This window comes from uncultured Chitinophaga sp. (assembly GCF_937874145.1).
Lineage (GTDB): Bacteria > Bacteroidota > Bacteroidia > Chitinophagales > Chitinophagaceae > Chitinophaga.
This window is the reverse complement of record NZ_CALNBI010000495.1, coordinates 1-15,560: the sequence shown is the minus strand read 5'-3', so window position 1 is coordinate 15,560 and position 15,560 is coordinate 1. Positions and strand designations below refer to the sequence as shown.

At 56.4% G+C, this 15,560-nt stretch carries 7 protein-coding genes; 5 read left to right on the top strand and 2 right to left on the bottom strand.

The features are described from left to right. Nucleotides 1-19 precede the first annotated feature (19 nt). The 3 genes from Q0510_RS23580 (at nucleotide 20) to Q0510_RS23570 (ending at nucleotide 10,325) form a co-directional block, all read left to right on the top strand. Nucleotides 20-7,189, top strand: coding sequence for a gliding motility-associated C-terminal domain-containing protein (locus tag Q0510_RS23580; RefSeq protein WP_298717342.1), 7,170 nt, complete (start codon nucleotides 20-22; stop codon nucleotides 7,187-7,189). A gap of 92 nt (nucleotides 7,190-7,281) precedes the next feature. Then, nucleotides 7,282-8,289, top strand: a complete 1,008-nt coding sequence (locus Q0510_RS23575; protein ID WP_298717340.1) for a PorP/SprF family type IX secretion system membrane protein — start codon at nucleotides 7,282-7,284, stop codon at nucleotides 8,287-8,289. A gap of 32 nt (nucleotides 8,290-8,321) precedes the next feature. Then, nucleotides 8,322-10,325: an OmpA family protein gene (locus tag Q0510_RS23570; protein ID WP_298717337.1), complete on the top strand. Its 2,004-nt coding sequence runs from the start codon at nucleotides 8,322-8,324 to the stop codon at nucleotides 10,323-10,325. Between the two features lie 183 nt (nucleotides 10,326-10,508). Here Q0510_RS23570 and Q0510_RS23565 read toward each other — a convergent pair whose 3' ends face one another. Next, a complete protein-coding gene (locus Q0510_RS23565) occupies nucleotides 10,509-11,003 on the bottom strand; it encodes a hypothetical protein (RefSeq protein WP_298717334.1) in 495 nt (164 codons plus the stop codon). A gap of 231 nt (nucleotides 11,004-11,234) precedes the next feature. On the opposite strand from Q0510_RS23565, the gene Q0510_RS23560 reads away from it, so the two are divergent. Beyond that, a complete protein-coding gene (locus Q0510_RS23560) occupies nucleotides 11,235-12,158 on the top strand; it encodes a PfkB family carbohydrate kinase (RefSeq protein ID WP_298717331.1) in 924 nt (307 codons plus the stop codon). A 70-nt stretch (nucleotides 12,159-12,228) separates the two neighbouring features. Here Q0510_RS23560 and Q0510_RS23555 read toward each other — a convergent pair whose 3' ends face one another. Continuing rightward, a complete protein-coding gene (locus Q0510_RS23555; protein ID WP_298717328.1) occupies nucleotides 12,229-13,026 on the bottom strand; it encodes a S1/P1 nuclease in 798 nt (265 codons plus the stop codon). Nucleotides 13,027-13,119: 93 nt separating this feature from the next. On the opposite strand from Q0510_RS23555, the gene uvrB reads away from it, so the two are divergent. Next, complete coding sequence (gene uvrB, locus Q0510_RS23550; RefSeq protein ID WP_298717325.1) at nucleotides 13,120-15,147, top strand: excinuclease ABC subunit UvrB; 2,028 nt, start codon at nucleotides 13,120-13,122, stop codon at nucleotides 15,145-15,147. Nucleotides 15,148-15,560: the final 413 nt, after the last annotated feature.

The window sequence follows — 15,560 nt, the reverse complement described above, 5'->3', positions numbered from 1 at the left end:
GACGCGGGCATTCGTGAAGATGGGCGCCGCTCCCGCTGCGCCGGCCGTAGAAAGTAGGACGGTAACCACCTGCGAGGGCACCACGGCAACGCTGCGCGCTACCGGTCCGGCAGGCGCCACTTTCAACTGGTACACCACGGCAACAGGTGGTACATCGGTATTCACCGGCGCTGAATTTACCACACCGGTCCTCGATAGCTCTGTGATCTATTATGTGGAAGGCATTTCCGCAGGAGGTTGCGCGAGCGCTTCGAGGACGGCAGTTCAGGTGAACGTCACCGAGCGCCCCGCAGCGCCGGATGTAACACCGGCCAGCGCCGCGGTTTGCGTGGGGGGAAGCGCATCGCTCACCGCCACTTCAACCACTGCTGGCGTTGATTTCAGATGGTACAGCGACGCAGGGCTGACCAACCTCGTGCACACCGGGGCGGTATTCAATACACCTGCGATCACCGCCAACACCACCTATTATGTGGTAGCCGCCAGTGGCCAATGCGTAAGCACTACCGCCCGTACGGTTAGCGTACTGGTGGAAGCCGCGCCCGCCGCGCCGATCGTATCCATCGATCCTGCAACAGGCACCGTGGAATACGGTCAGACGGCCACCCTGTCGATCAGCACTCCGCAAGCCGGCGCCACCTACAACTGGTACCTGCAGGCCACCGGCGGAAGCCCTGTGCATACGGGCAATACCTTCACCACGCCGCAACTCACCAACACGATTACCTACTACGCCGAAACCGTTTCTGGCGGTGGTTGCGCCAGCAGCACACGGACGGCCGTAACGATCAATGTGAACCGCGATTTCAACCCAGGCTGCGATTTCGCCAATCAGGCTACTTCCAGCATCAACGGTGTTTGCCTGTTGTGCGCGGTGAGCAATCCCGACAATTCGGTAGATAACGATACCACCAATTTCGCCAATATCTCAATCCCGGTAGGTGTAGCCGGGGATGTGACTTACAACCTTACATTCCAGTCGCTGGCTGCGGAAGGAGACACTGTGAAACTGCGTTTCGCGACACCAGGCGGTTTGCTCGATGCCACGGCGCTGGGCCGCATCGAGATTACTTCATTCAACGGAACTACATCTAACAACGACACCAGGGCGCTGAGCAGCTCGCTCCTGCGCGTAGAGCTCCTTGGCGGCACCAATCAGCAAGTGGTGCTCTTCAGCCCGGGCGGCAGCTACAACCGCATCCAGCTGCGCGTGCGCAGCCTGGTGGGGGCGTTGATGAACGTGAACGTATATTACGCCAACAGGTTGCTGGCTCAGCCGAAAGTTTCCGCGAGCGACAGCACCCTTTGCGCGGGCAGCACCACGATCCTGACGGCCACTGCGTCAGACAGTGCAACAGTTCGCTGGTACACCCAGGCAACCGGCGGCACACCGGTATTCACCGGCAAGGTGTTCACTACCCCGGCGCTGAGCGCGACTACTACTTATTATGCGGAAAGCTTCCGCGCATCCACGAATTGCGCGAACCCGGTACGCACGGCATTTACGGTGAATGTGCTGCCGATCCCGCCGTCTCCGGCCATTATCGCGGGCGACACCACGATCTGCACGGGCAACAATGCGATCCTGATCGCACGTCCTTCCGACCCTGCACTTACGATCCGCTGGTTCGCTGCTGCATCGGGCGGTACGCCGCTGAGCCTGGACAGCGTGTTCACCACGCCGAACCTCACGGCCAATACTACTTATTATGTTGAAGCATTCAACGGCGAATGCGGATCCGCAACACGTACTTCGGTAACGGTAACCGTGAGCACGGCTCCGCCGGCCCCGGTACTGGAAGCTGACAGCCTGGGCATCTGCGCGGGCGCCAATGCTACCTTCCGCATCCCTGCGCCGGTTGCCGGTGTGGTGTATCGCTGGTATACTTCGCTGACGGGCGGAACGCCTGTGTTCGAAGGCGCCACCTTCAATACACCTGAGTTGAACGGAACCACCATCTACTATGTGGAAGCCATCCGCTCTACCGGCGGCTGCCCGAATGCGGGAGGCAGGGTAGCTGCAACGGTAACGGTGGGTACTACGCCTGCCGCTCCGACGGTTGAGAATGCTACGGTAAATACTTGCGCGGGTACGACTGCAACACTGAGGGCTACTGGTCCTGCGGGTGCTACCTTCAGGTGGTATACCCAGCAGAGCGGTGGTACGCCGGTATTCACCGGTGCCGATTTCATCACGGCTGCGCTCGATAGTTCCGTATCCTACTATGTGGAAGCGGTTGCTGCCGGCGGATGCGCCAGCGCAACGAGAACGGCGGTTCAGGTGAATGTGAGCGAACGTCCGGCGGTGCCGGATGTAACGCCGGGCAATGCGGCCGTCTGCCTCGGAACTTCCGCCGTGCTGACGGCTTCGAGTGCCACACCGGGTGTTGACTTCCTGTGGTACAGCGACGCCGGCCTGACGAACCTGGTGTTCACCGGCCCGGTATTCACTACGCCTGCGCTGGGAGCGAATGCGACCTATTACGTAGTGGCTTCCAGTGGCCAGTGCACGAGCGCAACGCCGCGCACCGTAACGGTTACAGTGGAAGCGCTGCCTGCGTCTCCCGCTGTAACGATCGTTCCGGCCAGCGGTATCGTGGATTACGGTCTGACGGCAACATTGAGCATCACTGCTCCGAATGCGGCTTATACCTATCGCTGGTATACGACGGCATCGGGCGGGTCTGCTATACATACCGGTACTTCATTCACCACGCCGCAATTGGCGAATACGACGACTTATTATGTAGAAGCCGTATCTGCCGGCGGTTGCGCCAGCGCTAACCGGACGGCGGTAACCGTGAATGTGAACCGCGACTTCAATCCCGGTTGCGACTTTGCGAACGCCACTACTTCAAATATTAATGGTGTTTGCTTGCTGTGCGCGGTGAATAATCCGGATAATGCGGTTGACAACGATACCACCAACTTCGCCAATATCTCCATACCAGTAGGTGTGGCGGGGGATGTGACATATAACCTGAACTTCGGTGGCCTGGCCGCAGCGGGCGACACGGTGAAACTCCGTTTCTCTACGCCTGGCGGCCTCCTGGATGCAACGGCACTGGGCCGCATCGAGATCACGTCGTTCAATGGTGCAACGTCCAACAACGATACCAGAGCGCTGAACAGCTCGTTGCTGCGTGTTGTATTGCTGGGCGGCGCCAATCAGCAGGCAGTGCTCTTTGCCCCGGGGGCTCCGTACACCAGCGTTCAGATCCGCGTCCGCAGCCTGGTGGGTGCGCTGATGAACGTGAATGTGTACTATGCGAACAGGGTGCTTGCGTCGCCGGTGATCGCGACCAATAGCGTGACGATCTGTGCTGGTACCAGCACAACGCTGACGGCCACTGCGTCCGACAGCGCAACGGTGCGCTGGTATACGCAGGCGACTGGCGGAACGCCGGTATTTGTGGGCAAGGTGTTCAATACGCCTGTCCTGAATGCGACTACCGTTTATTATGCGGAAAGCTACCGTGCGTCTACCGGCTGCGCGAACCCGATCCGTACGCAGGCCACGGTGAACGTGCTGCCCGTACCGCCGGCGCCGGCCATCATCGCGGGGGATACTACGATCTGTATCGGCGGCAACGCGGTGCTGAAGGCCCGTCCGGCCAACCCGGCACACACGATCCGTTGGTTCGCGGCTGCTACCGGCGGTGTTCCGTTGAGCCTCGACAGCGTGTTCACCACGCCGAACCTCACGGCCAATACGACTTACTATGTAGAATCATACAATGGTACTTGCGGTACCGCCACCCGTGCAACGGTAACTGTAACGGTAGCCACGCTGCCGCCGGATCCGGTGCTCGAATCGGACAGCATTTCCATCTGCTCCGGCGCTACCGGAACCCTCCGCGTGCAATCGCCGGCAGCTGGCGTGGTGTATCGCTGGTATAACGTGGTGAGCGGCGGCACGCCGGTCTTCACGGGCAATACCTTCGTGACGCCCGCACTTACCAACAATACGATTTATTATGTGGAAGCAGTGCGCACTGCGGGCGGATGCCCGAACGCAGGCGGCCGCGTTGCAGCCATGGTGAACGTGAACCAGGCGCCGGCCGTTCCGGTATTGACCAATGTTACCACTACGGTATGCCTGAACCAAACGGCGACCGTCAGCGTGCGCAACCCGCAGGCTGGCATCACCTACAGGTGGTATACGGCGCCGTCGGGCGGTGCGCCGGTGTTCACAGGACCGGTGTTCGTTACGCCGGCAATCACCGACACGGTATCTTACTATGTAGATGCCATTGGTACGGGCGCATGCATCAGCTCTTCCAGGGCGAAAGCATTTGTCAGCTACAACAGCCTCCCCGCTACTCCGGCCGTACAGGCCACCAGCGTAGCGGTGTGCAGCGGCGGCCGCGATACGCTCCGCGTGCTGGCTCCGGCGGCAGGTATTACTTATAACTGGTACGATCAACCGGGCGGAACGCTCCTGTTCACAGGCGCCAACTTCCCGATCGGGCCAATCAGTGCGGCCGATACATTCTTTGTACAGGCTGTGAACGCAACGGGATGCGGCAGCGCTTCCCTCACGAGGGTCACCGTTTCCGTAGCCGCGATTCCTGTAACGCCGGTGGTAATTGGTACGACATCGGTCTGCCTGGGCGACACGATCCGGCTTTCGATCCAGAACCCTGTTGCCGGGGTAACCTACAGGTGGTATAGCGCACCTGCCGGCGGCAACATCCTGGGCACCGGCAGCACGTTCACGGCAACAGGCCATACATCCAACGTTACCTTCTATACGGAAGCCCTCAACACTGGCGGCTGCGTGAGCACCAGCAGAACCGCAGTGCTGGTAACGGTGAACCCGGCTCCGCCGGCAGTAACGGTGGATGCGGCAACCAAATCCATCTGTGTGGGCGGAACCGCCATACTCAATGTGCTGAACCCGCAGGCTAACCTGACCTACAGGTGGTTCGACGCCGCCACCGGCGGAAACCTCGTAGGAACGGGCGCATCCTTCACCACACCGGTACTGAACACCAACAGGAACTATTATGTAGAAGCTGTGAACAGCAGCAATTGCGAAAGCGCCACCCGCACACAGGTAAGCATAACGGTAACGCCGCGTCCGGCAACGCCGGCGGTTACCAATGCCGAAGTAACGGTATGCGCGGGTAACCGTCCCACGGCGAGCGTGAGCAACCCGCTGGCAGGAATCACCTATCGCTGGTACGACGCCCCGATTGGCGGCACCCTCCTGTTCACAGGCAACAGCTATACAACCGCTGCTCCGCTCACCATGCGCGACACCATTTATGTGGAAGCTGCCAACGCCGGCGATTGCGCCAGCAGCAACCGCGCCCAGGTGATCCTCATCGCATCCGCAGGGCCCGCCGTACCGGTGATCGTGGGTAACACGAACATTTGTGCAGGCGCACCGATCAGCCTGAGCGTACAATCGCCGCAACCGGGTATTACTTACAGGTGGTACGATGCCGCAACAGGCGGCTCGCTCCTCTTCACAGGCAGCACTTACGCCCCCACGGGCATCACGGCTACCACATCCTTCTATGTGGAATCCGATAACGGCGCATGCGCGAGCGCAACCAGGGCAGCCGTAACCGTAACCATCACCCCGGCGCCGCCGGTGGTAACGGTAGACGCTACCGCGATCACAGTTTGCGTAGGCAACATGGCGACGATCAACGTAACGAACCCGCAGGCCAGCCTGACTTACAGGTGGTACGACGCCGCCACCGGCGGATCGCTCCTGGCAACGGGTACATCCTACACCACCCCGGCAATCACCGCCAACGACATCTTCTATGTGGAAGCGGTGAATGCGGCCAATTGCGCCAGCAGCGTTCGCACGGCAGTGAATGTAACGGTAACGGCAGGGCCTGCAGTACCGCTGGCGGTAGAAGGTGAGGTGACGGTATGCCGCGGCCTGAGGGCTACCGGCAGGATCAGGGACGCGCGCACCGATTATCAATATCACTGGTACGACGCACCGAGCGGCGGCACCCGCCTCTTCACCGGCTCCAGCTACACTACGCCTGCGGGACTGTCGGTAAGGGATACGGTTTATGTTGAAGCAACCCTGCTCGGCGGAAGTTGCGCCAGCAACGGCCGCGCCCAGGTGATCTTCATCCCGGCGGACGCTCCGTCGACCCCGGTGCTGGCCAACGGCGGCACGGTGAATATCTGCTCCGGCGCCACCGCCACCTTCACGATCCAGAACCCTGTGGCTAACGTGACCTACAACTGGTACGACGCTGCCACCGGCGGCACCCTCCTGCAGTCCGGCACCATGCCGACCTATACTACGGGCGCGCTGACCAGCAGTTTGAATGTATATGTTGAAGCAGTAGTAGGCGGCACCTGCGCCAGCGCAGGCAGAGCTGCGGCAAGAGCGGAAGTAGGCGGCATACCGGTTGTTCCGGTGGTGACGGCGGATGCCAGCACCATTTGTCCTGACAGCACGGTAGACATCACGGCTACCTCAACGCAGGCGGGCACTATCTTCAACTGGTACACTACGGCCACCGGCGGCACGCCGATCTTCACGGGTGCGGTGTTCACCACCCCGGCGCTCACGGCTGCCACAACTTACTACGTGTCGGCGAGCAACGCCAGCGGATGTATGAGTGCGACCCGCACGGCCGTAACCATCAATGTGTACGCAGTGCTCCCCGCGCCGACGGTTTCGATCTCGAACAGGACGGCTACTACGGTAACCTTCAGCTGGAATGCGATCGCAGGGGCCCTGGGCTACAGGGTGTCTACCGACGGCGGTATCACCTTCACGCAACCAAGTTCGGGCCTCACGGGCACCACTCATACGGTGAGCGGTCTTGAACCGAACCAAAACGTCACCGTCCAGGTGATGGCGGTAGGGGCCAGCGAATGCCAGAACAGCGCATGGTTCCAGGGCGGTGGCAGCACCGACAACCCGGCGGGCAACCTCGTATTCGTTCCGAACGCCTTCACGCCGAACAACGACGGCACCAACGATATCCTCTATGTGTACGGCACTACGATCAGCCAGATGGAATTCAGGGTGTACAACCAATGGGGACAGCTGGTGTTCGAGTCGAGAGAACGCGCGCGCGGATGGGATGGTACAATGAGCGGAAGGAAGCAACCGGTTGGCGTTTACAACTACGTGCTCCGCGCTACCCTCCAGGATGGCACGGTCGTGAATAAACGCGGAACCATTACAATTATCAGGTAATCACCCTGCACATAGGCAAAGCAAAAATCATCAATCTGCCGGAACGAAGTGTATGCTTCGTTCCGGCTATCAAAAACGAAAAACACGTTCCTATGAAGAATAAAATTTTTGTGGCATTGCTCGCGGTATGCGGAAGTTTGCAGTCTGCCAGCGCCCAGGTAGACCCCCACTTTTCACAGTATTACGCGTATCCGCTGTTCCTTAACCCGGCGATGGCGGGTGTGATCGACGGGGACTACCGGTTGACCGGCAACTACCGCAACCAGTGGGCGAACTTCGGGGATCCCTTTTCCACGGGCGGCGTTTCGTTCGATGCGCCCACGGCCAAGAACGTGGGACTGGGAATCACCGCGCTCAACATGCGGGCCGGGTCGGCAGGGTTCAATTACTTCAATGCCATGGCTACCGTATCGTATAGCGGTGTAAAGATGGGGCGGAACAACACTACCCAGCTGGTAGCAGGGGTGCAGGCGGGTGTGATCAGCCGCCGGGTGGACCAGTCCAAATTCCAGATGGGCAGCCAGTACAACCCTGTGAGCGGCTTCGATCCGAATATTCCTACTGGCGAATCGCTCCGGGCTACTTCTTCCACCGTATTCGACGCCAATGTGGGCCTGTTGCTGTTTGATGGCAATCCCAATCATAAATTCAATCCTTTTATCGGTATAGCCGGCGCGCACCTTACCCAGCCGCAGGATCCTTTTGTAGCGGAAAGCGACGAAACGAAATCGTTGCCCGTCCGTTATACGGTGCACGGCGGTTCGCGCATCCGGGTAAATGAAATGATCGGCCTCACGCCCCACGCCCTTTACATGCGCCAGGGGAACGCGGAGGAAACGGTAGCGGGCATCTATTCCCAGATTCGCGTTAACCTCGAATTCGATCTGCTGTTAGGCGCCAATTACCGCTTCAAAGACGCGGTGATCCCCTTTGCCGGGTTACATTATAAAAACTTCACACTGGGCCTCAGCTACGACGCCAATGCATCCAACCTCCGCAGGCTCGCCAGCGGCAGCAATGCCTTCGAAGTATCGCTGTCGTTCATCGGGCGCAAACGGAGAATCCTCGAACCGGAATATTTCATCTGCCCCAGGTTATAATACCCGGTCAGTCACACCAAATGATGCGCATTATGAAAAAATTTACCCTCATATGTATATTGGCTTTGGCCGGATTCGCTCCGCAACTGCAGGCACAATACATCTATGATTACAAACGCACGGCAGACCAGTATTTCGAGCAGAAAGACTACTACTCCGCAGCACAATATTACAGCAAGGCGCTGGGCACCTTCAGCGTGAAGCCCGGCGAATACCGTCCCTACCAGGTGGAACGCGGCGGTAAGAAGAAAGAACAGAAGCTGAAGGATTATGAGCAGGTGGTATACCGCCTGGCGGAGTCGTACCGGATGTACAATGATTTCGGCAGCGCCGAGAAATACTACGCCGAAGCCGTGACTTTCGATACGTCACTATTCCCCATGGCGCGCTACTGGTACGGCATTACCATCCGTGCCAACGCGAAGAAACCGGAAGATTACGAGCGCGCCCTCGAGCAGCTGTCCGCTTTCCGGCAGGGGTACAAGGCTTATGACGACTTTTCGAAAAGAGCCGACCTGGAAATTAAGAATTGCGAATTCGCGATCGAAGAAATGAAATATCCGCCGCGGTATGAAGTGGTGAAGGTATCAGGGAATATCAACCAGGGCGGCGCTAATTATGCTATCGTTCCCGTTTCAGAGAATATGGTGTATTTCACTTCGTCGCGGCCAGATTCGATGCTGCTGGCGAAGAAATCGAATCCTTTCATCAACACGCTCTACGCGGCCACCGGCAACAATGCCAGTTATGAAAGCAGGGAGAAGGTAGACATTCCTACCGACAAGGGCATTGAGCAGGGCGCTGCGGCCATCACGCCAGACGGCAACACGCTTTTCCTGACCCGCTGGAACAGTAAAGACGGCGCAAAGAAATCGACCATCTACCGCAGCACCCGCAGCGGCACCGGATGGACGGAACCCCAGCCCCTCGACGCTTCCATCAACGCAGCGGGCTACAGCGCCAAAGAACCTTCCATCTCCTCCGACGGCAAATATTTCCTCTTCGTTTCCGACCGCTCCGGCGGCAAAGGAGGATTCGACATCTGGTACGCCACCATCGGCAGCGGAGGCACCCTCAGCGCACCCCAGAACATCGGCAATACCATCAACTCCGACGGCGACGAAAGTTCGCCCTTCTACGACCCCGGTAAGCAAACCCTCATCTTCAGCACCAACGGCCGCGTAGGCTTTGGTGGACAAGACTTTTTCTCCTCAAAATCCGCCGGCAACTTCGGCGGGTGGAGCGCCCCTGAAAACCTCGGTTACCCCATCAATTCCGCCAAAGACGATCAATATTACACCGGCCTTTCTCCGGATAAAGCCCTCAACAAAGGCTTTATCAGCTCCGACAGGGAGTCTGTTTGCTGCCTCGAAATCTTCGCCGTAAAAAGAAAAGCCAAAATGGCCGGAGGGATGGTCCTCGACTGCGAAACCAATAAACCCCTCGCAGGCGCTAAAATCACCCTGCTCGACAGTACCCAGCGAAACGTGCTGGAAACCCAGACAACGGGCATGGGCGGCAATTACATGTTCGAGATCGAAATGAACAAGAAGTACAAAGTGCTGATCGAGAAGGAAAACTACTTCTCCAAAAACTTCAACTTCAACTCGGAACAGCTGACCATGGTGGATTCCATGATGAACCCCACTGTTTGCCTGAAACGTTTCGAGATCAACAAACCCATCGTGCTGAACGATATCTATTACGATTACAACAAAGCCACCCTGCGGCCGGAATCCAAAGTCATCCTGGATTCCCTGTACTTCCTGCTGCTGGATAACCCGAAAATGGAAATCGAGCTGGGCGCGCATACCGACAGTAAGGGCACCGATGCCTACAACCTGAAGCTGTCGAACGCCCGTGCAAAATCCTGCGTGGACTACCTCATCGGCAAAGGCATTGAAGAGAAACGTATTGTGAGCAAAGGCTATGGAGAAACGCGCCCCGTTGCACCGAATACCCTGCCCAATGGCGCCGACAATCCCGATGGCCGGCAAGCGAACCGCCGGACGGAATTCAAGGTCTTACGAAATTGACAACCATACGGTATAAAGCTGTTCTGCATGGGAATTCTTTCCCGCCTGGAACCATATCCTATTCATATACGACCTGGAGCCGGCCTTTTGGCCGGCTTTTCTTTTGGAGGCAGGCCCGGCGGGAATAAAAAAAGCTGCCCCGCAAAGCGGAACAGCTTACATCCATCTATCAACTAAAAAAAGTTATTTGGTCATATTGCTGCCGATGTTGGCAGTGGCAACAGCAGAATCCTGGCCCTGGGAGCCCAGGATGGATACGCGCCCGAATGCGTTAACGGCAATCGCGCTGTCGTAATTGAACTTACGGGTAGTGGTTGCGTCCACTTTCACTTCCTTGATACGCATATTGGCCAGTACGGGAGTGCCCGTGGTTTGGCTGATAATAGAACCGAGGCTGAAGAGCGTGTCGGTAGGCGCTGCGGTAATGGCGCCGCGGAAGAACGTAAAATTGTATTTAACGTCCATCTGCGATTTGTTGATTTGCATATAAACGTCAAAAGTGGAGTCGGTGATTTCCGCAATGGTCAGGTAGCCGTTGGTGACATTGTCTTTATCTACCAGGTTGATGTTCTGATAACGGTAAACCTTTTTGGGTGTATCGTCTTTCGTGCAGGAAGCCAGTGTAGTGCCAATGATCGCCATTGCAGCAATTCCTTTCCAGATATGTTTTACGAACATGTGTTGCATGATTTCCGTCAAAGATATAATAAGTTTGCTTGTTTGTGGGTGAAACGGACGCCTCCGGCCAAAAGTTACATCCACCCCCTAAATCAGTGCCCTGATACGCAGGAATCGTGATTTCAGGCCTTATTGTGCGGTAAAAACACCTTTCACGCCCGAAAATAAAGGGTTAATAGGGGTGAATGTTTTACATTTGCTCCGTTTTTAAACCTCTAATTCAAGCATCACATGTCTCTTACCGTAGTAGGTACCATGGCGTTCGACGATATCGAAACGCCGTTCGGTAAATCGGATAAAATCGTCGGTGGCTCCGCATCTTTCATCGCCTGGGCCGCTTCCAACTTCGTTCAGCCTGTTAACCAGGTGTCGGTGATCGGCGGGGATTTCCCGCAGGAAGAACTGGACGCCCTCACCGCCCGCGGCGTTGCCATGGACGGCGTGCAGGTGAAGAAAGACGAAAAGTCCTTTTACTGGGCCGGCCGTTATCATCTCGACATGAACTCCCGCGATACCCTCGTAACAGACCTGAACGTGCTGGCCGACTTCCAGCCCGTGATCCCCGACAGCTACCAGGGCAGCGAGTTCCTCATCCTCGGCAACCTCACCCCCCAGGTGCAGATGAGCGTGATCAACCAGATGAAAACACGCCCCAAACTCATCGTGATGGATACGATGAACTTCTGGATGGACGTGGCCCTGGAAGATCTCCTCAAAACCATCAAAATGGTGGATGTGCTGATGATCAACGATTCCGAAGCCCGCCAGCTCACCGGTGAATACTCCCTCGTGAAAGCCGCGAAGAAAGTGCTCACGATGGGCCCCCGCTTCCTAATCATCAAGAAAGGCGAGCACGGCGCCATGCTGTTCCACGAGAACCACGTGTTCTTCGCACCCGCATTGCCGCTGGAAGATGTATACGACCCCACCGGCGCCGGCGACACCTTCGCCGGAGGCTTCATGGGCCACCTGGCGAAAACGAAAGATATCTCCTTCGAAAACATGAAAACCGCCATCATCGTAGGCTCGGCCATGGCTTCGTTCTGCGTGGAGAAATTCGGCGCCACCCGCCTCCGCGAAATCACCAAAGAAGATATCACCACCCGCCTCGAACAATTCGTGCAACTGGTGAACTTCGATATCGATCTCGTTTAGTACATTTCTTTATAATGTGAAAAGCGGTCCTGGTTTTGCCGGGACCGCTTTTTTTATGCCGTAATTGTGTTTATGCGAAGATTTCGTTGAGGATTTTCGCCAGGCGGACGCCGCCTTTCTGCAGCTGGTCGTTCAGGTCTTCCACGAACAGGAAGTTGTAGCGGTAGCTCAGTTTGTCGCCGGGGCGGGTGCGGTCGTAGATCTTATCGCTCAGCACATGCGATTCCCACATCCAGTCGGCGATGCTGCCATGGCGGATTTTTTGGATATGAGCCGGGGTGAGCACGCGGTGGAGGATATGGGCGTATTCGGTATAGCTGTATTGCTGGAAGTCGATCAGGTGCTCGTCCCACACGCGGTGGAGATTGGTGGGGCGGTCGAACCAGGACACCTGGATCTTGTTCCCTCCCATGTCTTCGTCGCGCCCCACATGCAGCGGCATATGCATGTCGCCGATCATATGTACGAGGAAGGAGAGCGCAAACCGTTGTTGTTCGGGTGTGGTCCTGGGGTTTTTAAGCTGCGCGATCATGGCCTGCGTCTGGCTGTACAGGTTTTCGCCTTTGGCTTCGGCCATGATGCGGTCGAATTCCGCGCGGGAGCAGTGGCCGGGGAAGTCGAGGTAATGCCAGGGAGAAGTATGGTTGTACCGGCCGGTAGTGTCGGATTTGATGAAGTCGGGCCAGTTGGCGATCATGGCGAGGGTTTCGTTGCCGATGATCTTCCGGATGCCCGATTTTGCTTTGGCGCTGAGATGGAAGGAGGCGAGCTCCGCCACTACCCGGTGACCGGTGGGACCGTAGGCCTGTGCAGGTTGCAGGGGGAGGAGCGCGCTCATCAGCAGTAGCATGGTTAAAACCTTTTTCATGTCCGTTTAATTTGTCGAAATTTGCAACCGAAGTTCGGTCATTCCCCCATAATAACCGAAATTCGTTGACCCGCCAGTTAAATCGGAAAATGTATGCCTTTTAAATTACAAGCACCCTACAAGCCCTCGGGCGATCAACCCACTGCCATTGCCCAGCTCACCGAAGGGCTACAGGATGGCGAGCCCGCACAAACCTTGCTGGGCGTTACCGGCTCGGGAAAGACTTTCACCGTCGCCAATGTGATCCAGAACGTGCAGAAGCCCACTTTGGTGCTGACCCATAATAAAACCCTCGTAGCCCAGCTTTACGGTGAATTCAAACAGTTCTTCCCCGACAACGCGGTAGAATACTTCGTGAGCTATTACGATTATTACCAGCCCGAGGCGTATATGCCCGTGAGCGATACTTACATTGAAAAAGACCTCGCCATCAACGAAGAACTGGACAAACTCCGCCTCCGCGCTACCTCGAACCTCCTTTCCGGCCGGAGAGACATCATCGTGGTGGCCTCCGTGTCCTGCATCTACGGTATGGGTAACCCTACCGACTTCGAGAATGGGATCATCCGGATATTCAAAGGACAGCAGATCGGGCGGAACACCATGCTGCACGGGCTGGTGAACGCCCTCTATTCCCGTACCACCGGGGATTTCAACCGGGGTAACTTCAGGGTGCAGGGCGATACGGTAGACATCAACCTTCCGTATGTCGATTATGGATACCGCATCACCTTCTTCGGCGACGAGATCGAGGAGATCGAAAGCTTCGACGTGCAGAACGGGAAGCGCATTGGCACGATGGACACCGCCGCCATCTTCCCCGCCAACCTGTACATCGCCCCGAAAGACGCCATGGTGCAGATACTCCACGAAATTCAGGACGAACTGGCAGCCCAGGTGGAATATTTCAAACGGGAAGGAAAGCTCATCGAGGCCCAGCGCCTCGCCGAACGCGTGAACTACGACGTGGAAATGATCCGGGAACTGGGATATTGTTCCGGCATCGAGAACTACTCCCGCTTCCTCGACCGGCGCGTGCCGGGTACACGCCCCTTCTGCCTGCTAGACTATTTTCCGAAAGATTTCCTGCTGGTGATCGACGAAAGCCACGTAACCATTCCCCAGGTGAGCGGCATGTACGGCGGCGACCGCTCCCGCAAACTGACGCTGGTGGATTACGGCTTCCGCCTCCCCTCCGCGCTCGATAACCGTCCGCTGAACTTCCATGAATTCGAAAGCCTGCTCAACCAGACAATATATGTAAGCGCCACGCCCGGGGAATACGAGCTCCGGCAAACGGAAGGTGTGGTGGTGGAACAGATCGTGCGCCCCACCGAAGTGCGGCCGAGCAAGAACCAGGTAGACGACCTGCTGGACGAAATCGACAAAACCGTGAAAAAGGGCGACCGCGTGCTGGTAACGACGCTGACGAAGCGGATGGCGGAGGAGATGGACAAATACCTGCACCGGATCAATATCAAATCGCGGTACATACATAGTGAAGTGGATACCCTGGAACGGGTGGAGATCCTGCGGGATTTGCGCCTGGGTAATATAGATGTGCTGGTAGGGGTGAACCTGTTGAGGGAAGGGCTCGATTTGCCCGAGGTGTCGCTGGTGGCGATCCTGGACGCGGATAAGGAAGGCTTCCTGCGCGACGAGCGCTCCCTGACGCAGACCTCCGGCCGTGCGGCGAGGAACGTGGACGGAAGAGTTATTTTCTATGCCGATAAGATAACGGACAGCATGCAGCGGACGATCGACGAGACCGACCGCCGGCGGGAAAAGCAGCGGAAACACAATGAGGAGCACGGTATTGTGCCCAAAACCGTGCGGAAGTCGAAGGAACAGATCCTGGGGCAGACGTCGGTACTGGAGATCCGGCATTTCGACGAATCGTCGCCGTACGCGGTGCATGATGAAATGGCTGTGGTGGCGGATGAAGGTAAAGTGTTCAATGCCAATACGGTACAAAGCATTCCGCAGATGGAGAAGAGTATATCCAAGGTAAAGAAGGATATGGAGAAGGCGGCGAAGGATCTCGACTTTATGGAGGCGGCGCGGTTACGCGACCAGATGTTTGCCATGCAGCAGGAGCTCGAGAAAATGAAGCGGAATTAGTTGCTAAAACAAATATATCAACATAGAATTAATTGTAATATGAATAAGGGGATTGTACGGTTTTGTTAGAAACAGTACAATCCTTTTTTATATTTAAAAATCTGGCCAGTAAATGTTTACAGCCGTTTTTTCATTTTTGCAGTAGCACATTCGTACCGGGAAATTAGAATTTCGTTATTCTTCGCTAAATAACCTCATAACAAATTGTAAAACAATTTATTAATTGCCATTTACCAGCTACCTCCGCGCCTCAAATTATCGAAAAAATAAATATTATATAGTAAAGTATTTTAATGTGATTGCGACTGAAGCCCGATAATCTGAAGAATTTTCAATGTTTTCCATTTTTAGGCCATTCTATTTGAGGTTTTAAATCACCTGCCTACTTTTATTGAGAATTTTAAAATGAAACG